Genomic DNA, 23721 nt, shown 5'->3' with positions numbered 1-23721 from the left:
GATCTGCTTGTTAAAGGGTAGACCGCTTACACAAAATTTAATTAATTTTGCTTATGTGTTGCGTTTGTTCCACTCACGTCGCGCTATTCCTGCGCGTCTCAATTTCGCCTGGAAAACATTCACTTTACATTCTTTTATCGATAATGATAATCGGTATCAAAATGTTTCTTATTGTTGTCATTTGATTTTGTTACGGAATCATCCCCGCAAACGGTGGGGAATAATAAAAATTGAGGGTTGTTTAGATGAGAGTTTCCCCTTTGTACGGCGCGATGGCTCTGCTTTTCGCCTCGCCACTTTATGCGCAGGATGCGAAAAACAGCGATGATGAACTGATTGTGACCGCCACCCGCACCGACGGTTCGCGTAATGATTCCCCGCAGGTCATCAAAGTCATCAGCGAAAAAGAGATTGCCCAGCAGCGGCAAATCACCTCCGATACCTCGCAGATCCTCAGCAATCTGCTGCCGTCGTTTTCACCGTCACGGCAGAAAATGTCCGGCAGTGGCGAAACGCTGCGCGGGCGCACACCGCTGGTGATGATTGACGGGATACCGCAATCAAACCCGCTGCGCCCGACCGGGCGCGAAATGCACACCATCGACGCTTCGATGATCGAGCGCATTGAGGTGATCAAAGGGGCGAACGCCAGCAACGGCGTCGGCGCGACGGGCGGGGTGATCAACATCATCACCAAACGCGCGAAACCGGGCACCGTCAACCAGCATGTCAGCGTGGAAACCACCACGCCCACCGCGGAATTTAACCGCGATACGCTTTCCTATAAAACCAACTACAGCATCAACGGCAGCGAAGAGTACATCGATTACCTGTTCGCCCTGAGCTATGAAGATCAGGGCCTGTTTAAAGACGCCGACAACCACGCGATTGGTGTGGATAACACGCAGGGCGATTTGATGGACTCCCGTGCCTGGGATCTGCTGGCGAAAGTGGGTTACTGGCTGGATAACGATCAGCGCGTACAGTTGAGCCTTAACCGTTACCGACTGAAAAACAAAGACAACTATGTCAGCGTGCGAGGCGATCGCGATGAGGGTGTATTAACCACCTCGAAAAAAGGTAACCCGCCGGGCAGCGCGCCGCACAACGATGTGTGGACGGTCGGCGCTACCTACGATAATTACAATCTGGCAGGTATGAAGCTGACGGCGCTGGCCTATTATCAGCGTTATGAAGCGCTGTTCGGCGCGACCAATTCCTCGTCGTTCCAGGATCCGGCTATTGCTCCCATTGGCACGTTGTACGACCAGAGCCGTGCGTATACCGATAAGTACGGCAGCAAAATCGCGCTCACCAAAGACGATCTCTGGGATGACCGCATAAAAGCGACGGTGGGTTTCGATACCCTGTTTGATAATTCGAAACAGGATTTATGGGCCACCGGGCGCACCTACGTGCCGGAAATTAACTACACCGATCTGTCACCATTCCTGCAACTGGAATACACGCCAGTTGAATCGGTGAAATTAAGCGGCGGCGTGCGCTATGAATACGCCCGGCTGAATATCGACAGTTATCAAACCGTGTGGGCCAACGACCGGGTAACCGTGGAAGGTGGCACGCCATCGTTCGACCAGACGCTGTATAACGCCGGTGTGGTCTGGACACCGATTGAACCGTTAAGCCTGTTTGCCAGCTACAGCGAAGGGTTTACCGTGCCGGATGTCGGACGCGTGCTGCGCGGCATCGACACGCCGGGCATCAAACTGGATGATTACAACGGTCTGAAACCGATCGTCACCAAAAACAGCGAAATCGGTTTTCGCGTACAACACGCGCCGTTTGATTTCGAAGCCAGCTACTACCAGTCCACCTCGAAGCTCGGCAGCCGCGTTGAACTCGTCAACGACGCGTTTGTCGCCCGTCGCGAAAAGACCGAGATTGACGGTGTAGAAGTGAGCGCCGGTTACAGCCCGAATGCCGATCACAAATTCACCGTGTCGTGGTCACACATGCGCGGTCGTTACGACAGCGATGACAACGGCAGCCTGGATGCGAAACTCGATGGCTTAAATATCGCCCCGGATCGCATCATCGCCAGCTGGTCGGCAAACTGGAATGCGCAACTGAGCACCTTCCTGCAAGCCAACTGGGCGCTCAGCAAGACATTCGACGATGCGGAAAAAGACTTTTCCGGTTATGCGCTAGTGGATGCGGCGGTCGGCTACAAGCTGCCGTACGGGCAGGTGAGCCTTGGGGTTTCTAACCTACTGAATAAACAGTACATCACCTACTATTCGCAAAGCGCGTCAGTCGATCCGGATCGCTATTTCGCCGGTCGGGGTCGCACCGCGACGCTGGGCTACAGTCTCGATTTTTGAGTGTCACCGCCCCGGTTAGCGGGGCGGTTTGAGTGGATGATGAAAAACGAACTCGCTTTCTCTCTTTCGCGCCGACGCAGCTTACAGGCGCTACTGTTGTGCAGTGTCTCACCATTGCTGTTTGCCAAACCCGGCGTACCGCGCGCGGTTTCTCTGTTTCAGGGGGCCACCGACAGCCTGGCCGCGCTGGGCGTTACGCCCTGCGGCATTGTTGAATCCTGGGCGGAAAAACCGGTGTATCGCTATTTGCGCCCGCAGCTTTCCGGCGTGCCGCAACTGGGGCTGGAGACGCAGCCTGCGCTGGAAAAAATCGCGCTGCTGCAACCCGATATCATTTTCGCTTCCCGCTTTCGCCATCAGGATGTCGCGCCGCTGATGGCGAAAATCGCACCTGTTACGCTGCTCGACGATGTCTTTGAATTCAAAAAAACGCTGACGGTGGTGGCGCAAAAACTGGCCCTGACAAACGCCGCCGCGCAACTCCTTGAGCGCTGGGATGCGCGTATCGCCACGCTGCGCAGCCTGCTGCAACAACGTTTTGTCGGGCAGCGTGCGCCGCAGGTGTCGGTAATTGAAGTGCGCCCCGATCACATTCGCAGCTATGTGGCGAACAGCTTTCCCGGCTCGGTGATGTCTGAAGTGGGATTTGCCTGGAATGCGCAGACCATGAAGGCGCACAGCGCGTCGTTGCGCTTTTCCAGCATGGAAAATATTCCGCTGCTGGATGCCGATCTGTTTTTTATTTTGCTGCGGGCCAACAGCCCGGCCATCACCCGCCAGTACCACACCCTCACCGCGCACCCGCTGTGGCAGCAACTGCGCGCGGTGAAAACGCGGCAACTGTGGGAAGTGGATAGCGTGCCGTGGAGCTTATCTGGCGGCATTCTTGGCGCCAACCAGATCCTCCGTGATGTTGAACAGGCGCTCAACCGGGGGCGCGTATGAGCGGGCGTTTTCTGCTCGGCGGCCTGCTGCTGGTAATGCTGATGTTGCTCAGCATGATGACCGGCGCGCGGTTTTATTCACTCACCCAACTGACGCAGGCGCTGCTGCATGCCGATCCCACCAGCGCGGTGGATATCATTATTCGCACCTCGCGCCTGCCGCGTACAATGCTGGCTGTTGGCGTTGGCGCGTTTCTCGCCGTGGCGGGGGCGTTGATGCAGGCCTTGACCCGCAATCCGCTGGCCTCCCCGGGGTTGTTTGGTGTCAATGCGGGCGCGGCGCTGTTAATTGTGCTGACGGGCAGTTTTTTTGCCATCGGCGATCCGTGGATCACGCTGCTGCTGGCCTTTAGCGGTGCCTGCGCCACCAGCACGCTGGTGTGGTTTGCCAGTAAAGTCAGCAACGGGCAGCTTAATCCGCTGCGGCTGGTGCTGGCGGGGGTGGCGATCACCGCGCTGTGCAATGCCTTTACCCAGGCCATTCTTGTTATCGATCAGGAAAGTCTCGACACCATGTTGTTCTGGCTGGCCGGTAGCCTTGCGGGCAATGACGTACAGCTCGTCTACCCGATGCTGCTCCCCGGTGCGCTGCTGGTGATTGCCGCCTGCTTTTTCGCCGGGCAGATGAACGTGCTCAACGCCGGAGAAGAGATTGCCCGTGGGCTGGGGCTGAACATCGCGCTGGTGCGTCTGCTGGCGAGCATGCTGGTAGTAGGGCTGGCGGGTTGCGCCGTGGCGCTGGCGGGAAATGTCGGTTTTGTCGGCCTGATGGTGCCGCATATGGCGCGCCAGTTATTTGGCAGCGACCTGCGCTATACGCTTCCGGCCTGCGCGCTGCTCGGCGCGTTACTGCTACTGGCCGCAGATATTGCCGCGCGGGTGGTTATTTTGCCCCAGGAGCTGCCGGTCGGGGTGATGACCGCACTGATGGGCGCGCCGTTTTTTATCCTGCTGGCGCAACGCAGGGGGAACCATGCCGGATAGTCAACTTTTGCGCTGCGGGCCATTTTCCCGCCACTACTCCCGGCGTTTATTGCCGCTATTACTCGGCTGTACGGCGATGACGTTGCTGGTCGCGCTGGTGGCACTGAACACTGGCGATGTGGCGATCTCGCTGGCGCAAACGCTTCGGCTGCTGGTGCAGCCGGATGCCAGCGCGCACAGCTTTATTCTGCACCAGTTGCGTCTGCCGCGCGTGGCGCTGGCGATGCTGGCAGGTGGCGGGCTGGGGCTTGCCGGGTTGATCCTGCAAACGCTGGTGCGTAACCCGTTAGCTTCGCCGGATACGCTCGGCGTGACCGCCGGGGCGAGTGCCGGGGCGTTGCTGTGGCTCTCCTTTTTCAGCCTGCAATATGGCAGCGCGCCCTTGCCGTACGCGGCGATGGGCGGCGCGGCCTGTGCCGTCGGGCTGATCTTTCTGCTGTCGTGGCGCAGCGGTTTGACACCCTTGCGGCTGATCCTCACCGGCGTTGGTGTTTCCGCGCTGGCGGGCGCGGTAGTGACGCTGGTGCTGGTCTTCAGCCCGCTGACCACCACCTTTTCCGCCTGGGTATGGTTGAGCGGCAGCGTGTATGCCGCTACATGGGACAAAGTGTTGCGCCTGCTGGCGGTGTATGTGTGGGCGTTGCCGGTGCTGCTGTCTCTGGCGCGCTACCTGAAAACCCTGCAACTGGACGACTCGCTGGCCATCAACCTTGGCGTACGGGTGCAGCCGCTGCGGGTGCTGTTACTGCTAAGTTGTGTGGTGCTCTCCGGCGGGGCGATTGCGCAGGTGGGGGCGATGGCGTTTGTCGGGCTGATTGCGCCGCACCTGGCAAGGCTTGTGGTGCGCAATGGCTTTTTCGGCCAGGCGTATGTCACCGTCTGTAGCGCGGGCAGTATGGTGGTTATCGCTGACCTGTTCGCCAGAACGCTATTCCGGCCTGCTGATTTACCGGCAGGGATTTTTGTGGCGCTGGCCGGTGCGCCGTTCTTTTTGTGGCTGCTGATTCGGCAGCGGACGTAATTTGATGGGGAAAATGTGTCTCTCTCAACGCAAAAACTGAGCGTCAGCTATCAACAGCGGCAGGTGATTAACGCGCTGGATTTAACCCTGCCTGGCGCGAAAGTCTCGGTGCTGATTGGCAGCAACGGCTGCGGCAAAAGCACACTGCTTAAAGCCATGGCGCGCTTGCTGACGCCGCATTCCGGCACCGTTATTCTCGATGGCCTGGACATTCACGCCAGCAATACGGCGGAAATTGCCCGCAAGCTGGCCATTTTGCCGCAAACGCCTGTTGCGCCGGAAGGTATCACGGTGCGTCAACTGGTGAGTCTGGGGCGTTTTCCGTATCAGAACTGGCTGCGCCAGTGGTCGCAAGAGGATGAGCAGCAGGTGAATGCCGCGCTGCGCCTGACCGCAACCGACGCATTGCAGCATCGCACGGTGGATGCGTTATCCGGCGGGCAGCGCCAGCGCGTGTGGATTGCCATGACGCTGGCGCAGGCCACGGAGACACTCTTGCTGGATGAACCGACCACCTATCTCGATCTGGCGCACCAGATTGAGATCCTTGAACTGTTGCGCCAGCTCAACCGGCAGCAGGGCAAAACCATTGTGATGGTACTGCACGATCTCAACCTCGCCTGCCGCTATGCCGATCACCTCGTCGCCATCCATGACGGGCGGGTTTATGCCGAGGGCGCGCCGCAGCAAATAATGACCGAAACGCTGGTCAACGAGGTGTTTAATCTGCGCTGTCGCATCATCGACGATCCTTTCTTCCACACACCGTTGTGCATTCCTTTTCCGGGAGCGTCCGATGCTGACGGTTGAAGAGCGTTCGTACCTGCAACACACTTTCCGTCTGCGTTCGCGCTCGCAAGCCGATGCGCGCAGCGTACCGGCACAGGCGCTGCTGGATGCACAAAACTGTCGCGCGCTGTTAGCGCGGGTGATGCCGCTGATTGGCGCGCCCGATCTGGCGATTGCCGCGTCGCTGCTCGCCAAACGGCTGGCATTCCTCGCGACCGGCAATGTGCTGTACGCAATGAGCGTGTTTGATAAAGGCTTGCCGTTAAGCCTTTACGCCAGCCGGGTGGAATATGCGCACGACAACGGGCTGTGGAGCTCGTCGCTGCCGGTGGATGTTGAAGTAACGCATTACCTTTCCGGCCAGCGCGACGCATGGCGCGAAACGGTGGTTGGCGCGTTGTTTCGCGACTATTTAGCGCCGTTGTGGCAGAGCCTGGCGCGGGTAAGCGGCCTGCCGGAAGCCATTTTATGGGAGAACACCGCCGTGCGCGTTTACTCGCTCTACCAGGGGCGAATGGAGGGGCTGAACGCGCAGCAGACGCAGCGCCAGCAGGCGGATTTCGCCTGGCTGCTGGACGCCGCTGCGCCAGATCTGTTTGCTGCGCCCTGGAATCCGCTCAGGCGCTTTCGTCGGCCTGCGCAAAAGAGCGCAGCGGGCAAGATGGTGCGTTTTCGCCGCACCTGCTGTTTTTATTACAAAGCCTCAACGCCGGTCGAGTATTGCCATAACTGCCCGCTGTGCCGGGAGAAATAAATGACAGCGAGCGCGGCGGTGATTAAGGTAATGTCACCCTGCAACATAACAACGGTCGCGCCGTGAAACAGACATTCGCCCTCGATTTTTCCCAACGCGCAGTGATCCCCTACGCCCATGATTACCGGCACGGGGAGCATGAGCACTGGCATACCCATCCGTGCGATCAACTGATCCACACCCTGAGTGGCGTGATCCGCGTGGAAACGCAGCAGGGCATGTGGATTGTGCCGCCAGGCCGTGGCGTGTGGATCCCGGCGCAGGTTTCTCATGCGCTGCGTATTGACGGGGAAGTGCAGGCGCGCGGCGTGTTTGTCGAACCGCTGGCGCGGGCTGATTTACCGGTGGTCTGCCAGGTGGTGCGGGTCAGCGATTTGCTGCGCGCCTTGATTCTCAATGCGCTGGAATTGCCACAGGCGTATCAGGCTGGCAGCCGTGCGGAGCGCATTTACGAACTGATTCTGGATGAAATCCGCCTGATGAATACGCTGCCGTTTTGCCTTCCGGAACCCACTTCCGCGCGGTTAAGGCAGCTTTGTGACGCGGTGCGGTGCGATCCAGCGGGTGAGTGGACGCTGGAAAATGCTGCCCGCCAGGTCAACATGAGCGGGCGCACCTTGTCGCGCCATTTCTATCAGCAGACCGGCTTGCAGTTCAGCGAATGGTTACGGCGGGCGCGTTTGCTGGCGGCGTTAACCCGGCTGGCGCAGGGTGAGCCGGTCACGCAGGTGGCGCTGGAGTGCGGCTACGCCAACCCCAGCGCGTTCAGCGCTATGTTTCGCCGGGTGATGGGTGTACCGCCCGGCGATTACTTTACTTCGTAATGAACGGCTGAGCGGCATTTAACACCGCCTGCAACGACGCACGGGTAATGTCGCTATCGATACTGACGCCCCAGGCGCGCGCGCCGTGTTTATCCTCGCAGCAGACATAGGCGACCGAGCGGCTGTCGCTGTGCTTGCCGAGCGTATGTTCGTGGTAGCTCTCAATGTTGATCTCCACCTGCAAGCTGCGGCACAGGGCGGTGATGGCGGCGGAAAGAAAGCCGTTGCCGCTGGCGTCGAGTTTGAGTTTTTTGTCGTGGCAAAGGATCTCCGCCTGTAACGTGGTGCGCTGCCCCGGCTGGTTGGTGCAGACATATTCAATCAGTTGCAGTGGCGGGTGTTCCACCAGCCCGTAAGACTGGCGAAACAGGTTCCAGATAGCCATTTGCGACATCTCTTTTCCGTCCGCATCCGCCGCGTTTTGCACATACTGGCTGAATTCCTGCTGAAGTTTGCGCGGTAAATTCAGGCCGTGGTTCTGCTCCAGCAGCCACGCCGCGCCGCTCTTGCCTGACTGGCTATTGACGCGGATCACCGCTTCATAACTACAGCCAATGTCTGCCGGATCGAGCGGCAAATAGGGCACTTCCCAGAAGGCATTCGGGGTGTTTTGCCGTGCGGCAAAGCCTTTTTTAATCGCGTCCTGGTGGGAGCCGGAAAAGGCCGTGAACACCAGTTCTCCGGCATAAGGATGACGCGGCGCTACCGGCAACTGGTTGCACTCTTCGACGATCTCAACCACTTTTTTCATCTGGCTAAAATCCAGCTCCGGCGCGATGCCCTGGGTATAAAGATTCAGCGCCAGCGTCACTAGGTCGGCATTGCCGGTGCGCTCGCCGTTGCCAAACAGGCAACCTTCCACGCGCTCCGCACCGGCGAGCAGCGCCAGTTCCGCACTGGCAATCCCGGTGCCGCGATCGTTATGGGTATGCACACTGATGCACACCTGCTCGCGGCGCGAGAAGTGGCGGCAAAAATGCTCAATCTGGTCAGCATAGACATTTGGCGTGCTCACTTCCACCGTGGCGGGCAGGTTAACGATCATCGGTCGTGTCGCGCCCGGTTCCCAGACATCGGCCACCGCTTCGCAAATCGCCAGTGCAAACTCCGCTTCGGTAAAGCAGAAAGTTTCCGGCGAGTACTGGAAAACCCACTCAGTTTCTGGCGCGTTTTCACAGAGGCTGCGGATTTGCCGCGCGGCGTTTACCGCCAGCGCGATAATCTCTTCGCGGCTCTGGCGAAAGACCTGCTCGCGAAACACCGGGGCGGTGGCGTTATACAGATGCACGGTGGCGCGCTTCGCGCCTTGCAGCGCAGCAAAAGTGCGGGTAATCAACTCTTCCCGTGCCTGGGTTAACACCTGTATGGTCACATCGTCCGGAATACGGTGTTCCTCAATCAACTGGCGCACGAAATTGAAATCCGTTTGCGAGGCGGACGGGAACGCCACTTCAATCTCTTTAAAGCCGCAGTCGAGCAGCAATTGCCAGAATTTGAGCTTACGCGCGGCGTCCATTGGCTCGGCAAGCGCCTGGTTGCCGTCGCGCAAATCGGTCGAGAGCCAGCGCGGCGCGCGGGTCAGCGTGTTATCCGGCCAGCGGCGATCGCGCAGCGTTACGGGCATGTGGCGTTGATATTTTTCAGCAGGGGTCGTTAACATTTTTTGGGTCTCCGCAGGGTGTGGTGTCAGTTTCCACGCCGCGACTATTCGTCGCCCCCGCGCAACGGACAACCTGTTGTGTAAAAGTGACAACCTGAGCGAAAAGCCGTACGGCAGTAAGAATCCGGATGAAAAACGCCATACACGCGGCAGGGTTTCTATACTTGGCTGCGGAGGTACGAAATGAAAAAAATGCTGTATTCATTATTCGCAAGCCCGGACCGATTGTTACAGGTGATGAGTCACAACGACATTCAGGATGCCATTGAAGATGGCGAACGCATTGTGGTTGATGCCGATGGCAATACCTCGGTGAATATTCATTGCCAGCGCGTACAGGAAGATTTCAAACGCCACGTCGACACGTTGAAGAGGGCGTAGCATGGGAACCGCTATCTTTATGGTGTTAATGGTTTGTGGCTACTGGTATACCTCGCACGATCTCTCCACCCGTTTTAAATTCAAACGCAGCTTCGGCTGGGATGTTTACTTCCTCGTGGCGCTGTATGGCTGCGTCTTCGTGTTACAGGGGATTCTGGCGACGGGGCTACTGTGGCTGTGTTTGTTGATCACCTCTGCGGTGATGAACGCATGGCCAGCGGTGTTTGGCCCGGAGCAGCATCACCTGCATATGAGCTTTATGAACTGGAGCTTTTTAGGCATCCAGGCACCGGTGGTGATTATGCTCGCCTTTGCGGTGCTGTTTTGCCTGTGGCGCTCGAACTGGTCCGGCAGCGCCAGGCTGGACAGCAACGGCCGCCGCGAGCTGTATAAACACCTTTCGCGCGCCAACGGCGTGGAAGGGCTGATTTATCAGTGTATGGAGAAGGGCGATCTGGCGTGGATCACGCTCAAATCGCAGCGCATCTACATTGGCATGATCCACACAGCTACCTTTGATAGCGGCGATGCGAACAACATTGTGTTGATCCCCATGCTTAGCGGCTATCGCGATGAAAGTACGCTCGATCTGCATGTCGAGCATAACTACAGCGCCTGGTACGACAAGCACGGTATTGATCTCGCTTCAGAACCACGCTCGGCGCTCGATTTTCGCAAAGTACTGCTGCTCTCGCAGGTGGAAAGTTTGTCGCTGTTCGACCCGGCACAGGTGATGGCGATGGGCATCAACCGCGTACCACCTCAGGATTGACCCCGCAGACTGGCCGGGTCAGCACACGGCTCCCCGGCAGAATATCCTGCTAATCAATTGCTTATTTTCGTTTGTGAAAATATGCAACGAGATATGTCCGAAATGATAAAGATTTATCTTAAGGTGACGATAACCATATTGTTACGGCGCATTTACATAATTCTGCAATAGCGACAGTTCAGACCTGTTGATCTGCAAGAGATGTAACGTTGCTTTGCAAAGAGCAACTTGCGAGTAAACACCCCATTACTCTTCTTGCCATCACAGGAATGATGCTCATGACATCATCGTTTTGCCGTTCTTCAGCTCAGCACCAGGGCAGTAACACGCCACCGGTTTTTACAAAACGTTTTATCGCGCTGTTTGTCAGTGCCCTTTGCGCAGCCCCCGCGCTGGCGGGCGAGTTGCCCACCGGCGCGAACGTTGCAGCGGGACAGGTCTCCATTGGGCAAAATGGTTCCGCTGTTACGGTGAACCAGCACTCCAGCACGGCGATTGTTAACTGGAACAGTTTCTCCGTCGGCAAGGGCAATTCGGTCGATTTCGTTCAGCCGAGCAGCTCTTCCGCGATTCTTAACCGTGTCACTGGCGCAACAAAATCCACCATTGCCGGCTCGATAACCGCCAATGGTCAGGTTTATCTGGTGAACCCGAACGGCATTGCTATTACGCCGGGCGGCACGGTGAAAACCGGCGGCGGCTTTGTTGCCTCGACGCTGGACATCAAAGATGAAGACTTCCTCAAAGGGAAGCGCGTCTTCACCGGCAACGGTTCATCGGCTGAAGTGAGTAACGCAGGCGTGATAAGCGTTGGTCGCGGCGGCTATGCCGCATTGATTGGCGGCAACGTCAAAAACGACGGTTTAATCAACGTCCCGGTCGGCAAAGTGGGGCTGGGCGCGGGGGAATCTGCCACCCTGGATCTCTCCGGCGATGGTTTCCTGCAGGTCGCTGTACCAAGCAATTCCGGCATGAAAGAGGCGCTGATCCAAAATAGCGGCACGGTGTCAGCACAGGGCGGCTCGGTGGTGATGACGGCTGCCACGGCGCGCAATGCGGCGCGTAACGCCATCAACCTGAGCGGCGTGGTTGAAGCCGACAGCGTCAGCGGCCAGAACGGCTCCATCGTCATTGGCGGCGGCGAAGGCGGCAATGTGACCCTTTCCGGTACGCTGAGCGCAAAATCGAGCGACGGCGCGGGCGGGAAAATCACTGTCACCGGCGATAACATTACGCTGGCGGGGGCGAAAGTGGACGCCTCCGGCAAAACCGGCGGCGGTAACATTAACATTGGCGGCGAACGCCAGGGCAAAGGCAGCACGCAACGCGCAACGAACACACAAATCGACAGCACCAGCCGTATCAGCGCCGATGCGACAGCCCAGGGCAATGGCGGCGATGTGGTGGTGTGGTCGGATAACCAGACGACGTTCAGCGGTAAAATCAGCGCACGCGGCGCGGGCACCGGCAAAGGTGGCGAAGCGGAAGTCTCCGGTAAAGCCAAACTGGCCTATACCGGCAGCACCGATCTCTCTGCGCAAAGCGGCAAATTCGGCAATCTGCTGCTGGATCCGCATAACGTGGTCATCTCCACGGCGGCTGACAGCGGCACCGGCTTTAGCGCCAGCGCGGACGACAGCGTGATTAACGTGACCACGTTACAAAACGCGCTCTCGACCGCCAACGTCACGGTCTCCACCGGTTCGACCGGCAGCCAGAATGGCGACATTACGCTTGCCGCGAACCTTGGCTGGACGACCGACACCACCTTAACGCTGGCGGCGGCTGGCAACATCATTCTTAACGGTAATATCTCGGCGACCGGAGCGAATGCGGGCCTGGCGCTGAACTATGGCATCGGCAAAGATTACACGCTGCTCTCGGGCAAACAGATAACCATCCCCGGCGCAAATGCCTCATTGACCATTGGCGGGCAGAATTACACGCTGATCCGCACGATGGCGGATCTCGATGCCATTGACAGCACCGGGCTTGGGGGCAAATACGCGCTGGCGCAAAACATTCTTGCCATCGGCAACACATATACCTCTTCACTGGTTGGCGTCTCGTCCAGTGCGCCGTTTAGCGGCATCTTTACGGGGCTTGGGCACACCATCTCCAGCCTGACCATTAACAGTGCGGATACCTATGTTGGCTTGTTTGGCTATAACACCGGCACCATCCGCAACATGGGGCTGAACTCGGCGCAGCTCACCGCGTCTTCGACATCGCCGTTCTACGCCGGACTGCTGGCAGCCTACAACACCGGCACTATCGCCTATTCTACGGTGCTTGGCTCATTGACCCGCTCGTCCGATGCCACAGCCTACATGGGCGGGCTGGTGGGTAACAACGCCGGGCAGATCTCCTACAGCCGTTCCGGGGCGTCAATTACCGCGACGAACAGCTCTAACTGGTCTTACTGGGGTGGACTGGTCGGGCAGAACAGCAAAAACATTACGCAAAGTTATTTCGACGGCTCCCTGAACCTCTCCGGCACCAGCGGCAACGGCTTGCAGTATGTCGGCGGTCTGACCGGCTACAACATGGCGGGCGGCACGATTAGCGCAAGCTACGTTTCCGGTAGCGTGACCGGCAGCGGGATGGGCGGTGCGATTGGTTATGTCGGCGGGCTGACAGGCAATAACGCCGGGAGTATCACGAACGTCTACTCCTCCGGCGTGATTAACGCCGGTTTGAACGCGCAGGCAGGCGGGCTGGCGGGCAGTAACACCGGAACGATCAGCAATAGCATTGCAACCAATACCATCAATGTGACCTCAACACCCAGCGCGATTGGCGGGGTGGTCGGTTCCAAAAGCGGGAGCGGAACGCTAAGTAACCTCTACTGGAACAGCGATAACGTCGCGGCAGGCATCGGGCGCGGTGCGAACGGTACGGAAGCCATCACCGGTTTAACCACCGCGCAAATGAACAACAGCGCGAGTTTTATCGGGCTGGATAATAAAGCCTGGGCGCCGGCCACTGGCTCCGCCATGCCGGCGCTGTTCGGCGTGTCCGGCATTGTTGGCGTGGCGCAAACCGCCATCTATGGCGCGAATCCGATTACAACTTACTACGGTGCCGGCTTCTGGAACGCCATCAGCGGTAGCCTGACGAACGGGCTTAGGAGCACCGATAACGTCGGCAGCTATGCGCTGGATACCACCGGTGTCAGCGCGCTTAAACCCAACGGGCAGCCAGCCAGCGTTGTGGGCGTTGGCGCCACGGTGACGCCAGCCACGCTGACCATCAACGTGGATAATGCCAGCAAAGTGTATGGCCAGTTCCCGGGAAGTGTGAACTACTCCGCGCAAGGCCTGGTCAATGGCGACTCCGTGAACGGCTTGACCTATACCAGCCTGGGTTTTGCCACTACGGCTAACGTTGGCAGCTACAGCATCGTGGGCAGCAACGTGACGGGTACCGGGCTTGCCAACTACAACGTTGTCTATCGCAACGGCAATCTGACCGTCACACCCGCGACGCTCACCATCACTGCCGATAACGCCAGTAAGGTTTACGGCGATGCGGCGAACTTAAGTGGCTACAGCATTGTGGGCTTGTTAAACGGCGATACGGTAACGAATGTCGCCCTTAACAGCGCAGGGGCCGCCATCACCGCAGGCGTGGGCAGTTATGCCATCAACGCCAGCAATGCGAACGGCAGCGGCTTGTCGAACTACACCATCAGCTACGGTGCAGGCTCGCTGAACGTGACGCCAGCACAACTGGTGATCAACGCCGGCAACGCCAGCAAAACCTACGGCGACCTTATCAGCCTGAGCGATTACAGCGTGCTCGGTCTGCTCAATGGCGACACGGTGACCGGCGTGGCGCTGAGCAGCGCAGGTGCAGCGGCGACGGCTAATGTTGGTAGCTATGGCATCAATGGTAGCGGTGCCACCGGCAGCGGTTTGTCCAACTACGTTATTAGCTACAACGGCACGCTGAATGTCACGCCTGCTGCGCTGACCATCACCGCGAATAGCGGCAGCAAAACGGTCGGTAGTACCGCGCAACTGGGCTATAGCGCAAATGGCCTGCTGAACAGCGATGCGATCGCGCACGTGGATGTCACCAGTGACGGCGCAGACAGCTCCGCCATTGCGGGCAGCTACGCAGTGATTGCCGCCAATGCCACCGGTAACGGGCTGGGTAATTACACCATCAACTATATCGACGGAACGCTTGTGGTGAATGACCAGCCGGGCACGCCAACCCCGACGCCGACATCAACACCGGTAGCGACGCCGTTAGCCGCCACCATTGGCAACCGTGTCTTTGCGCAGGATGTGACGCGTCAGTTAACCGGTAACACGATGCTGGTGACCCATGATGCCAGCAGCGCTGGTAGCGCGGATAACACGGTTATCGCCACGGCGGATCCTCGCCTGGCGGGTGCGGTTTGTTCCATGGGCGCCGATTTGGCCCTTTCCTGCTCCGGCAAGTAAAAATAAGAGATAACTCATGCGTTTATTTTCACACTCTTCACTTTTAGCACCGACATTGCTGAGCCTGAGTATCGCCGCGAGCTTACACGCAGGAGCCGCGATGGCGGCGCCCAGCGCCGGTCAACTGGTACAACCTTCTTATGCGCCGGTTCAGCAGCACACCGGCGGCGGCATTACGCTGCCTGCCACCACCGGCCTTACTGCGCCGAACGGCGCGGAAAAACTGTTTGTCACGCCAGCCGGTCTGCTGGTTGAAGGCGGTTTTCCGCAGTTAGCGAGCGAAACTACGCGCATTGAATCGCGCGTCAAAGGTCGCCGCGTCTCTGCCGCGAATTTGTTTGCCGCCGCGCAGGAGCTGGAAACCGCCTACATCAAAGCGGGTTACTTGCTGGCGCGCGTCAGTCTGCCGCCGCAACAGATCAAGGATGGTGCGCCGCTGCGTGTGGTGATTACCGACGGCTATGTGGAAAAAGTGGATGCCTCTGCGCTGCCGGATACCGCGCGCCGCCGGGTGGAAAGCCTGTTGCAACCGCTGGTGGGCGAGAAACATTTAACCCGTAAAGCGCTGGAGCGGCGTTTGCTGCTGGCGGGTGACACACCGGGCGTGATGCTGAAATCGACCCTCAAACCGGGCAGCAAACCGGGCTCAACGGTTCTGATTGTTGATGGCCGCTACGATCCGGTTGCCGGGCTGGTAACGTTTGATAACGGCCTTTCTGACGAACTGGGTAAATACTCACTCGGGCTTGGCGGGCAGCTTAATAACCTGACAGGCTTTGGCGAGCAGGTATACGCGCGCCTGAACGGTTACCCGCGCGGCGATAACCCGTTTACGGATACGCAGCCGCGTAACCGCCAGTGGGCGCTCGGCGTGGTTGTACCGCTTGGCACAGATGGTTTGTGGATGAACGTCGAAGGGGTGGACAGCCGCACCAAACCGAAAACCGACAGCGGGCTGACCTCGCGCGATCATTTCCAGCGCCTGTCGACCCGCCTGGGTTACCACTGGGTGCGTGCGCGTGATTTCAACACCTCGACTCTGCTGTCGCTGGATGTGCAAAACGAAACGCAGCACTTGCAGTTCAATAACAACGACGTGCCGTTCACCGAGGATCATCTGCGCATTGTACGCGTGGCGCAGTCGATGGATTACACCACCAATTTTGACGCGCGTTTCGCCTCCAGCCTGACGGCCTCGTTTGGTATCGATGGTCTGGGCGCACGCCACGGCACCATCGATCTGCCGATGAGCCGAAACGGTGCCGATCCCGATTTCCAGAAACTGGAGCTGACCATGAACTATAGCCAGCCGCTGGTGGATGGCAAAGTACAACTCTCCCTTTCTGGCCTGGCGCAGACCTCGTTTGACCAGGCCCTGCCGTCCTCTGAGCAGGCTTCACTTGGCGGCAGCAGTTGGCTGTCGGCGTTTGATTCCGGCACGGTCAGCGGCGATAGCGCCCTGGCCGCGCGTGCTGAAGTTGGCTTACCGCAGCCGCTGGGCGCGTTCTCCTGGGCACCCGATCTTGGTAGTGCGGTAATGCCATACGTCTTCGGTTCGCTGGGTTCGGTAAGCCAGGCAAAACCGACAGCGCTGGAGAAAAAAGAGGTGCACGGTAGCGCGTACGGTGCCGGTTTGCGCCTGAGCGCCAGCCAGGCCGCCAGCCCGAACAGCGCCTTGTTGACGCTGGAATACGCGCGCGGCAATCAAAGCGGCGAATCGCAGGACAACCGCTTTAACCTCAGTCTGCTGACCTTTTTCTGAGCCACGCACTTTCCCGCGCACCGCCGGGTGTGCGGGTTTCTTTCCCTCCGCTAAAAAACTGCGCTATCCCGTTCAAGGGATAGCCGTTGCTTTATTCCGTTGTCGGGAACATGATGTTTTGCCACAACAAACGTCCTGAATGTGTGTCTGCTCAGCATAAGGAGCTTGCAATGAACGACATCTTTCTCTTCCTCAGCGTTGGGATGCTGGTGTTAATGATGGTTGCCATTCCGCTGGTGCGACAACGTATTAAACCCAATCGTTTTTACGGTGTGCGCACCGCGTTAACCTTGCGGGATGACACGGCCTGGTATCGGGCGAACCGCCTTTTTGGCAAGGTGATGCTGCTCTGCGGTGTGGGATTTTTTCTGCTTTCGGCGCTGCTTGGTAACTGGCGTGAAAACGCGAGTAACGCAATGATCAGCATCATGCTGTTTTTGCTGGCGGTATCTGTGCCGGTGGTTTGCGCGCTGGTCAACGAATCGCGGGAGAAGAGAGGATCGTAATGCGCGAATGCATTAAAACCTTTGGTGCGCGTTTTGCTGGCCGCGTTAATGCAGAGAAACTGCGCTTTGCCATTGAGTACGTCGATTTCGGTGAAAGCGGCTTAGCGTTTGAAACAATCTGCGATTATATCGTCGAAGAAGACGCGCCCATCAGCGAAGAGGAGTACCGCCTCGCGGTGGACATTTTTCACCAGATGAAGATGAAATGGGGCGCTGGCAGCCTTGAAGATATGAAAGCGCTGATCGTGAAAGATCCAGGCGCAGAGGCGTGATGCGTTATCAGGCATGGCTTAACGCGGAGGCCAAACATCGCCTGGCGGCGATGTTTAATGAGAGATCACCACACTATCCGACCGATAACACCGCGTTTGTTAGCCATTTACCTGAAGCATTAGGCTTACTGTAAAAGCCGGGAAACACGAGCGCCTCCCGGCATCCGTTGTTACAACTTAAAGGCATTCACATCGTTAAGCAGTTTACCGGCCTGGTGGCTGAGCGAGTTCGCGGCAGTGGCCATCTCTTCAACCATCGCGGCGTTCTGCTGCAAGTTGCCCTCCATCTGGCTGACCGTCACGTTAACCTGATCAATACCGTGGCTCTGTTCGGTTGAAGAGTTATTTACCTGGTTTATCAGCACCGTGGTCTCATCAACCGCGCCCAGCGCCTCGTTCATCCGCGTAGTCACGTTGGCGGCATAGCTGACGCCCTGACCGACATTTTTAATCGCCTCGTCGATTAAGCCGCGAATATCGCGCGCCGCTACAGACGAGCGTTGCGACAACGAACGCACCTCACCGGCGACCACGGCAAAGCCTTTACCCTGCTCACCGGCACGGGCAGCTTCCACCGCTGCGTTGAGCGCAAGGATGTTGGTCTGGAAGGCGATGCCATCGATAATGTCGGTGATTTCAGAGATTTTCGCCGAAGAAGCTGAAATATCGTCGATGGATCTTTGCAGTGAACTCAGCTCACGATGGCTTTCATTGACCATGGTTTGCACGCGGCCAATAAAGGCATTTGCCTCTTTGGCGTTGTCCATATTGTGCCGAACCGTGGCCGACAATTGGTTCATGCTGGCGGCGGTTTGCTCCAGCGACGAGGCCTGTGATTCGGTACGTGACGACAGATCATCATTGCTTTTGGCGATTTCGCTTGCCGCGACATCCACCTCGTTGCTGGCGTCTTTCACGCTGCTTAATACTTCGCGGATTTTGTCCACCAGATTATTAAAACTGGCAGCGGTTGCGCCAAGTTCATCTTTTTTATTGAGATCCACTTTGACGGTCAAATCCAGCGTGCTGCTGATGGTTCCCATGCTATTTTGCAGACTTTTTAAACCTTTATTTAAATAAGTCAGGATCGTAGAAGCGAATACGCCAATTAACACCAGTAAAAAGATAATGGTTCCGACCAGTAACCAGAAGGTATTGATATATTGCGTATGGTTATTTTCGGCATACTTTTGCGCGATATTATAATTATGTACCAGCATCTCTTTTAAATTGGCGCTAAGCGCAACAGAGGCATTAGCAGTAATACCGCCATCCGACACCATTTTGCGTGCTGCTTCAATACCTTCGCTGTGATAAACGCCGACCATCGATTCTGCTTTTTGCAGATAGTCATCAAAGGAATCCTGCGTTTTTTTCAATAACTGACCATCAATATCATCGCTAATAAGTTGCTCGCGATAATATTTAAATATCTCATTGGTTTTATTTAACTCATCTTTCGCTTGCGCCATATGTTTGGTGAACACGGCTTCATCGTTTATCAGCAGGGACATCAGGATCTGCCGGCGGGCTTCTTCGCGGTGTTGTACTGCTTCGCTGAGCTTACTGATACTCGGTAAACTATTTTCAACAACGTAATCGAAACGTGATTGCGCATTATCTAATGCCCGGATGCTAAGACCACCGAGCACAATCATGGCAACAAATGTAATAGCAAACACGACTAATAATTTCTTAAGAATGGTCATAATAGCCTCAGGTACTTTCCATATCCGGGGGAACACTATTTTTATCGGCGACTAAAGTGAAACCTTCATAGCGAAATGAATAAAAAGAGAGGTGGGGTTTTGTTTTTTAGTTAGCCAGTTAACATACGTTAAAAATGCCCATAAAATACAATCGGTAAGCTTTTTAATAAAAGATAGGTTGCCGGGTTTATATAATATATTCATGTTGGATTGTAATTGATTAAGTAATATATCCTGTATTTGTTTCCGATATTTAGTGGCATCATTTAGCTGCGCTGAAATATCATGTAGCAAAGCAAATTACTTATGAGGGAAATAATTAGAGAAGCGATATTTCTAACGGTGTGCGAGCTTTCCGTGTTCTGGCAACCGAAACGTATGTACTTCTCGTTCGGTCGCCTGTGTTGCAGGTTGTCACCGGATGGGAAACGAAACGGTGATCCCCGGTGGAAGCATGGCGAAACTAGCTCAAGTCGTGCAGATCTTTCTCCAGCAACGGCGTGAGCGCCATTTCTGAAAACGCGACTTCCAGCCCTGCTCGTTCCGGCGTGCAGCACATCACGCCAACGGCGCAACGCGAGTGGGGAAAATGGCACAAGCGCAGCAGTGGCCAGACGCGCCCATCGGTGGAGTATTGCAGCCGCAGCGCGTCGCCTTTGCGGCTCAGGCGCAGCCAGAAATCGCCCGCGTCACCCGCAAAAATACCGGTCGCCCAGTCCGAATAACCTTGTGTCAGCACGCTGCCGATGGCGGGCGCGCCATCGTTGAACTCGATCCCGGCTTTTAGCCAGTTCTGCTCGTCGGCGACCAACAACACACCCGCCTGGTCATACAGCTCGGAAAACCGCGCCTGAATCCGCACCTGAAAGGTGAAATCACCCGTCACATCACGCACAAAACCGTGGCCGCTGAAGCGCTCAAACCCGTACCAGGTCTTGCGCCAGAAATCGGTGCTGCCATCCGTGACCACTTCCATTTTGCCCTGCGTTTCACGCCACTGCTGCGGTTCGTTAATCCAGTAAAAATCACCCGTCATGTTTCGCTCCTTTATCTGTGCTGGCGGCTTACAGAGTGTCGCTGGTGGCGGGGGAGATTGCCAGTGGGTGGTGCGGTCTATTACGCAGGGATCACAAATGTTTGGCGGCAAGAAAGGCGCGGCGGGGAGTAATGAGGTAGCGTTAACAGATAGCAAGTGTTGCGATGCAAAAGAGACAGGAAGAAGCCGTTTCGAAAGTGTGAAAAGGAGTGTGGCAAATGACAACTGTCTATGCGCAAGAGTACCGACGCGTTATCACGGCGCTTAAAAAAGCTCGCAAAACAAGGGATATCACGCAGGCGAAACTTGCCGAAGTGCTAGGTCGCCCACAATCCTTTATCGCCAAAATCGAGCAAGGCGAGAGAAGGCTGGATGTGGTGGAATTTGTCCACCTGGCGAGACTGATAGGGCTGGAGCCAGAGGAGATAGTGAAGGGGATAGGGTAATTCGCTATGGCTGGAGAGCGTTCACTCTTCGAACAGGCGCTCAATAGATTTTGTCGGATAGAACAGCGAATGCTGATTACCATCGGCTAACGGAATGAAGCCCAGTTTTTCATAAAATTTTTTGGCATTGTCAGTGAGCGCCTCAACAAATAACCCATGGACACCGACGGCAAGTGAGGCGCGGTAAACCACTTGCATGGCATGCGCGACCAGCATTTCTCCCCAGCCGTTTCCCTGGAGTGATTTATCGATAGCCAGACGACCTAACATCACGCACGGAACAGTGCGGTAAGGCAGCTTTTTTTGCTGCGTTTTCGTTGGCAGTTGCTCTTTCTCGAAACTCCCGCCCGACAACGTGTAATAACCGAAAACGCGCGGCCTGGAGGCAACTGTTTGCAGGATATAGGCGCGTAAAATTTTTCCGTTGTGCTGGCGCTTGAGATGCTGAGTTAAAAAGGTGTTGAGCGAGATCTCACCACAATCAAAACCACCCGTTTCATACTCTGTCTCTCCTGAGAACATCTCAATGGTCAGCTTGTCCACGATTCACTCCCTGTTTTGCAGACGTTTTGCGGCGCGTTTAAGCTTGTCGTTCGGTGCGGGTGGGTTTTCGATAGCGTCCATCACCCGGTTCCATGACGCTTCATTCAGAACCAGACGGCGATGCTGTTCAATGACTTCTGCGGCATGTTCCGAGGCGCTGCTCACCAGAAATTGGGTGATCGTCTGGTTGGTCATTGCCGCCGCTTCTTCGATCATTTTTTTATCCTCGTCGGTCAATCGCAGATCGATGCGCTGCTTTTTCAGTGCGGGCATAGTGTTACTCTCCCTGGCAGCCTGCTTTATGCAGATCTACCAATAATCTTGTCAGTTTATGTACGGATTTAATCCGTACATAAAGATAAGATTGGACAGCGCGAATTGCAACGCAAAATGGGGGCTCATCGCAAGGCGTGGAAAACGAAAAACCGAGCAGGCTCCCAAAAGCGCTAACGGGAGCCTTGTGGGGTTAGATCAGATACTCTTCTGCGTCGATTTTCCGTTCAGTCATTTGATGCGATGAAAGAAGATGGCGCGCCAACAAAGCAGGGTGTAGCAAGCGGTTGCTGCGTTGGGAATGGGATCGACGTGATATACAGAAAAGTAATCCTTTAGATGCCTGTATGGAGGTTAGATAGCCACCATGAAAATCTAAAAATAGGGCTCCAAAAGGAGCCTTATTATCACGCCAACCGCGGATACCCGTCCGCAATTTCACTGCCGGTAAACTGCGCGATCCAGCCCTCTGGGTTATCAAAAATCCTGATCGCCGTGAAGTTCGGCTCGGAGCCCATATCAAACCAGTGCGGGGTTCCGGCGGGGACGGAAATCAGGTCGTTTTTCTCGCACAGCACCTGGTAAACGTCACTGCCGATGTGCAGGCAAAACAAGCCCGCGCCTTCCACAAAGAAGCGCACTTCATCTTCACCATGCGTGTGTTCGTTAAGGAATTTGGCGCGCATCGCCTCTTTCTGCGGGTTGTCGGCGCGCAGGCTGATCACATCCCAGCTCTGATAACCTTTCTCGGCCACCAGTTTGTCGATGGCGTGCTGATAAGCGGTGATCACCGTCTCCGGTGTCGGGTTTGTGCCGAGATCGCGGTCGGCCTGCCAGCGTTCAAAACGCACACCTTTGGCGTTCAGTTTTTGCTGGATCTCTGCGGCGTCGGTGCTGTGCCACACCGGCGTGCCGGCATCGGTATCGGTGTAAATCGTCAGTGCGCTCATGAAGGGATCTGCTCCGGCTTAATGTTGCTGAAAGAGGGAACCTGGTAATGATGGCTGGCTGCGTCATCATCGCCGCGAATCAGTTGCGTGGTGCGAAAACCTGCCGCTTCGGCGGCGTCCAGCTCCTGGTGAATATCGGAGAGGAACAAAATGGACGCGGGCGGCAGCCCAATCTGCGTCGCAATATTGCTATACGATTGCACGTCGCGTTTCGCGCCAACCAGCGTGTCGAAATACCCGCTGAACAGAGGAGTAATATCACCTTCGTCGCTGTAGCCAAATAACAGTTTTTGCGCCGCCACCGAGCCAGAGGAATATACATACAGATCAATACCCTGTGCTTTCCATTTCTCAAGCTGGGGCAACACGTCCGGGTAAAGGTGGCCTTTGAAATCGCCGTTCACATAACCGTCGCGCCAGATGATGCCCTGCAACGCTTTCAGCGCCGTTGATTTGCGATCTTCATCCATAAAAGCAAACAGCACCTCAATCAGTTCGGCGGTGCTGGCTTGTGGCTGGGCGATCTCTTCCCGCAGATTTTCCAGGATGGTGCTCACCGGCTCGTTGTACTGCTCCGCCGTGACAAACGCTGCCAGGCGCTCGCGGGCGTAAGGGAACAGGACGTTATGCACAAAACGGATATCACTGGTGGTGCCTTCAATATCGGTAACGATAGCGCGGATCATGGTCTCTCCAGCAGGCGACGCTGCATTTCGCATTCAAATAAAAACTCCAGCCCTTCCAGGTGGCGGCGGGCTTCGGCGACATCGCGCCCCCAGCAGGTTAGCCCGTGGCCACGCAGCAGAAAACCATAGCGCAGCGGATGGGTCTGCGCATAGTCGGCGATGCGAGCCGCCAGCGCGTCGATATCCTGGTCGTTGTCGAAAATGGCCACCGGCACGGTGTCCAGGTGCGTGGTCTGGCCGCTCAGGGATTTTTGCATCTCAAAACCGTTCAGCAGCAGGGCAGGGGATTTCTCTACCCGAGACAGCACCGTCGCGTTCACAGTGTGTACGTGCAGCACTGCGTTGGCCTGCGGGTAGAGGCGGTAAATCAAGGTGTGCAGACCAGTTTCCGCCGAGGGTTTACGACCGGAAGGGGCATGGTTATCGGCAATCGACACCTGCAAAAAATCCGCCGTGGTCAGGCTGCCTTTGTCTTTGCCGGATTCGCTCAGCCAGCACCAGTCGGCGTCCTGGCGCACGGACATATTCCCGCCGGTGGCGGGTGCCCAGCCTTTCGCACCTATCCAGTGGCAAGCGGCAACGAGTTGTTGGAGTTGCAGGTTGTCTGTCATCA

General features: G+C 56.6%; 23 protein-coding genes. 15 read left to right on the top strand and 8 right to left on the bottom strand.

Features of this window, described 5'->3' with window-relative positions; translation table 11 throughout:
• The first annotated feature begins 245 nt into the window (after positions 1 to 245).
• The 7 genes from M8Q36_RS23665 (at position 246) to M8Q36_RS23635 (ending at position 7658) form a co-directional block, all read left to right on the top strand.
• On the top strand, positions 246 to 2342 hold the full coding sequence (locus tag M8Q36_RS23665) for a TonB-dependent receptor (RefSeq protein WP_502825485.1): 2097 nt from the start codon (positions 246 to 248) through the stop codon (positions 2340 to 2342).
• A gap of 36 nt (positions 2343 to 2378) precedes the next feature.
• On the top strand, positions 2379 to 3287 hold the full coding sequence (locus tag M8Q36_RS23660; RefSeq protein WP_249882583.1) for an ABC transporter substrate-binding protein: 909 nt from the start codon (positions 2379 to 2381) through the stop codon (positions 3285 to 3287).
• Complete coding sequence (locus M8Q36_RS23655) at positions 3284 to 4270, top strand: FecCD family ABC transporter permease (protein WP_249882582.1); 987 nt, start codon at positions 3284 to 3286, stop codon at positions 4268 to 4270. Before M8Q36_RS23660 ends, M8Q36_RS23655 begins: the two co-directional genes overlap by 4 nt.
• Positions 4260 to 5291: a FecCD family ABC transporter permease gene (locus M8Q36_RS23650; RefSeq protein WP_249882581.1), complete on the top strand. Its 1032-nt coding sequence runs from the start codon at positions 4260 to 4262 to the stop codon at positions 5289 to 5291. Before M8Q36_RS23655 ends, M8Q36_RS23650 begins: the two co-directional genes overlap by 11 nt.
• 15 nt (positions 5292 to 5306) lie before the next feature.
• Complete coding sequence (locus M8Q36_RS23645; RefSeq protein WP_249882580.1) at positions 5307 to 6101, top strand: ABC transporter ATP-binding protein; 795 nt, start codon at positions 5307 to 5309, stop codon at positions 6099 to 6101.
• Positions 6088 to 6834, top strand: a complete 747-nt coding sequence (locus M8Q36_RS23640; protein ID WP_249882579.1) for an IucA/IucC family C-terminal-domain containing protein — start codon at positions 6088 to 6090, stop codon at positions 6832 to 6834. The genes M8Q36_RS23645 and M8Q36_RS23640 overlap by 14 nt, the downstream gene beginning before the upstream one ends.
• 62 nt (positions 6835 to 6896) lie before the next feature.
• On the top strand, positions 6897 to 7658 hold the full coding sequence (locus tag M8Q36_RS23635) for an AraC family transcriptional regulator (protein ID WP_249882578.1): 762 nt from the start codon (positions 6897 to 6899) through the stop codon (positions 7656 to 7658).
• On the opposite strand, the gene leuA is transcribed toward M8Q36_RS23635, so the two are convergent.
• A complete protein-coding gene (gene leuA / locus M8Q36_RS23630; RefSeq protein WP_249882577.1) occupies positions 7648 to 9318 on the bottom strand; it encodes a 2-isopropylmalate synthase in 1671 nt (556 codons plus the stop codon). The two genes, M8Q36_RS23635 and leuA, sit on opposite strands and share 11 nt — an antisense overlap.
• Positions 9319 to 9501: 183 nt before the next feature.
• On the opposite strand from leuA, the gene M8Q36_RS23625 reads away from it, so the two are divergent.
• From M8Q36_RS23625 to M8Q36_RS23595, 7 genes are all read left to right on the top strand, one after another.
• On the top strand, positions 9502 to 9699 hold the full coding sequence (locus M8Q36_RS23625; RefSeq protein WP_020456970.1) for a hypothetical protein: 198 nt from the start codon (positions 9502 to 9504) through the stop codon (positions 9697 to 9699).
• A 1-nt stretch (position 9700) separates the two neighbouring features.
• Positions 9701 to 10471, top strand: a complete 771-nt coding sequence (locus tag M8Q36_RS23620; protein ID WP_249882576.1) for a hypothetical protein — start codon at positions 9701 to 9703, stop codon at positions 10469 to 10471.
• Between the two features lie 278 nt (positions 10472 to 10749).
• The gene (locus tag M8Q36_RS23615; RefSeq protein ID WP_249882575.1) at positions 10750 to 14925 is read left to right on the top strand and encodes a beta strand repeat-containing protein; all 4176 of its coding nucleotides are present in this window, start codon (positions 10750 to 10752) and stop codon (positions 14923 to 14925) included.
• A 100-nt stretch (positions 14926 to 15025) separates the two neighbouring features.
• Positions 15026 to 16687, top strand: a complete 1662-nt coding sequence (locus M8Q36_RS23610; RefSeq protein ID WP_249882574.1) for a ShlB/FhaC/HecB family hemolysin secretion/activation protein — start codon at positions 15026 to 15028, stop codon at positions 16685 to 16687.
• A gap of 170 nt (positions 16688 to 16857) precedes the next feature.
• The gene (locus tag M8Q36_RS23605) at positions 16858 to 17193 is read left to right on the top strand and encodes an SdpI family protein (protein ID WP_249882573.1); all 336 of its coding nucleotides are present in this window, start codon (positions 16858 to 16860) and stop codon (positions 17191 to 17193) included.
• Positions 17193 to 17465, top strand: a complete 273-nt coding sequence (locus tag M8Q36_RS23600) for a MafI family immunity protein (protein ID WP_249882572.1) — start codon at positions 17193 to 17195, stop codon at positions 17463 to 17465. The genes M8Q36_RS23605 and M8Q36_RS23600 overlap by 1 nt, the downstream gene beginning before the upstream one ends.
• Positions 17462 to 17599, top strand: coding sequence for a hypothetical protein (locus M8Q36_RS23595; protein ID WP_249882571.1), 138 nt, complete (start codon positions 17462 to 17464; stop codon positions 17597 to 17599). The genes M8Q36_RS23600 and M8Q36_RS23595 overlap by 4 nt, the downstream gene beginning before the upstream one ends.
• Positions 17600 to 17635: 36 nt before the next feature.
• Here the strand turns inward: M8Q36_RS23595 and M8Q36_RS23590 are convergent, their stop codons facing one another.
• Positions 17636 to 19174: a methyl-accepting chemotaxis protein gene (locus M8Q36_RS23590; protein WP_249882570.1), complete on the bottom strand. Its 1539-nt coding sequence runs from the start codon at positions 19172 to 19174 to the stop codon at positions 17636 to 17638.
• Positions 19175 to 19637: 463 nt separating this feature from the next.
• Positions 19638 to 20210, bottom strand: a complete 573-nt coding sequence (locus M8Q36_RS23585; RefSeq protein ID WP_249882569.1) for a DUF1349 domain-containing protein — start codon at positions 20208 to 20210, stop codon at positions 19638 to 19640.
• A gap of 218 nt (positions 20211 to 20428) precedes the next feature.
• Between M8Q36_RS23585 and M8Q36_RS23580 the strand changes: the two genes are divergently transcribed.
• Complete coding sequence (locus M8Q36_RS23580) at positions 20429 to 20656, top strand: helix-turn-helix domain-containing protein (protein ID WP_249882568.1); 228 nt, start codon at positions 20429 to 20431, stop codon at positions 20654 to 20656.
• Between the two features lie 21 nt (positions 20657 to 20677).
• On the opposite strand, the gene M8Q36_RS23575 is transcribed toward M8Q36_RS23580, so the two are convergent.
• The 5 genes from M8Q36_RS23575 to M8Q36_RS23555 all read right to left on the bottom strand — a co-directional run bounded on the left by M8Q36_RS23575 (position 20678) and on the right by M8Q36_RS23555 (position 23719).
• Positions 20678 to 21199, bottom strand: coding sequence for a GNAT family N-acetyltransferase (locus M8Q36_RS23575; protein ID WP_249882567.1), 522 nt, complete (start codon positions 21197 to 21199; stop codon positions 20678 to 20680).
• Positions 21200 to 21202: 3 nt separating this feature from the next.
• Positions 21203 to 21472, bottom strand: coding sequence for a type II toxin-antitoxin system TacA family antitoxin (locus M8Q36_RS23570; RefSeq protein ID WP_249882566.1), 270 nt, complete (start codon positions 21470 to 21472; stop codon positions 21203 to 21205).
• A 407-nt stretch (positions 21473 to 21879) separates the two neighbouring features.
• On the bottom strand, positions 21880 to 22422 hold the full coding sequence (locus M8Q36_RS23565; RefSeq protein WP_249882565.1) for a 1,2-dihydroxy-3-keto-5-methylthiopentene dioxygenase: 543 nt from the start codon (positions 22420 to 22422) through the stop codon (positions 21880 to 21882).
• A complete protein-coding gene (gene mtnC / locus M8Q36_RS23560; protein WP_249882564.1) occupies positions 22419 to 23108 on the bottom strand; it encodes an acireductone synthase in 690 nt (229 codons plus the stop codon). The genes M8Q36_RS23565 and mtnC overlap by 4 nt, the downstream gene beginning before the upstream one ends.
• Positions 23105 to 23719, bottom strand: a complete 615-nt coding sequence (locus M8Q36_RS23555) for a methylthioribulose 1-phosphate dehydratase (protein WP_045508930.1) — start codon at positions 23717 to 23719, stop codon at positions 23105 to 23107. Before M8Q36_RS23555 ends, mtnC begins: the two co-directional genes overlap by 4 nt.
• Between the last annotated feature and the right edge of the window lie 2 nt (positions 23720 to 23721).

It is taken from the genome of Kosakonia sp. R1.Fl (assembly GCF_023516815.1).
GTDB lineage: Bacteria > Pseudomonadota > Gammaproteobacteria > Enterobacterales > Enterobacteriaceae > Kosakonia.
The sequence above is the reverse complement of the archived record's forward strand: the minus strand, read 5'-3'. Positions and strand labels throughout refer to the sequence as shown.

Coding starts and splice junctions, on each gene's coding strand:
- M8Q36_RS23665 (WP_502825485.1), top strand. CDS start 246: ATGAGAGTTTCCCCTTTGTACGGCGCGATGGCTCTGCTTTTCGCCTCG.
- M8Q36_RS23660 (WP_249882583.1), top strand. CDS start 2,379: ATGATGAAAAACGAACTCGCTTTCTCTCTTTCGCGCCGACGCAGCTTA.
- M8Q36_RS23655 (WP_249882582.1), top strand. CDS start 3,284: ATGAGCGGGCGTTTTCTGCTCGGCGGCCTGCTGCTGGTAATGCTGATG.
- M8Q36_RS23650 (WP_249882581.1), top strand. CDS start 4,260: ATGCCGGATAGTCAACTTTTGCGCTGCGGGCCATTTTCCCGCCACTAC.
- M8Q36_RS23640 (WP_249882579.1), top strand. CDS start 6,088: ATGCTGACGGTTGAAGAGCGTTCGTACCTGCAACACACTTTCCGTCTG.
- leuA (WP_249882577.1), bottom strand. CDS start 9,318: ATGTTAACGACCCCTGCTGAAAAATATCAACGCCACATGCCCGTAACG.
- M8Q36_RS23625 (WP_020456970.1), top strand. CDS start 9,502: ATGAAAAAAATGCTGTATTCATTATTCGCAAGCCCGGACCGATTGTTA.
- M8Q36_RS23620 (WP_249882576.1), top strand. CDS start 9,701: ATGGGAACCGCTATCTTTATGGTGTTAATGGTTTGTGGCTACTGGTAT.
- M8Q36_RS23615 (WP_249882575.1), top strand. CDS start 10,750: ATGACATCATCGTTTTGCCGTTCTTCAGCTCAGCACCAGGGCAGTAAC.
- M8Q36_RS23610 (WP_249882574.1), top strand. CDS start 15,026: ATGGCGGCGCCCAGCGCCGGTCAACTGGTACAACCTTCTTATGCGCCG.
- M8Q36_RS23605 (WP_249882573.1), top strand. CDS start 16,858: ATGAACGACATCTTTCTCTTCCTCAGCGTTGGGATGCTGGTGTTAATG.
- M8Q36_RS23600 (WP_249882572.1), top strand. CDS start 17,193: ATGCGCGAATGCATTAAAACCTTTGGTGCGCGTTTTGCTGGCCGCGTT.
- M8Q36_RS23590 (WP_249882570.1), bottom strand. CDS start 19,174: ATGACCATTCTTAAGAAATTATTAGTCGTGTTTGCTATTACATTTGTT.
- M8Q36_RS23585 (WP_249882569.1), bottom strand. CDS start 20,210: ATGACGGGTGATTTTTACTGGATTAACGAACCGCAGCAGTGGCGTGAA.
- M8Q36_RS23580 (WP_249882568.1), top strand. CDS start 20,429: ATGACAACTGTCTATGCGCAAGAGTACCGACGCGTTATCACGGCGCTT.
- M8Q36_RS23570 (WP_249882566.1), bottom strand. CDS start 21,472: ATGCCCGCACTGAAAAAGCAGCGCATCGATCTGCGATTGACCGACGAG.
- M8Q36_RS23565 (WP_249882565.1), bottom strand. CDS start 22,422: ATGAGCGCACTGACGATTTACACCGATACCGATGCCGGCACGCCGGTG.
- mtnC (WP_249882564.1), bottom strand. CDS start 23,108: ATGATCCGCGCTATCGTTACCGATATTGAAGGCACCACCAGTGATATC.
- M8Q36_RS23555 (WP_045508930.1), bottom strand. CDS start 23,719: ATGACAGACAACCTGCAACTCCAACAACTCGTTGCCGCTTGCCACTGG.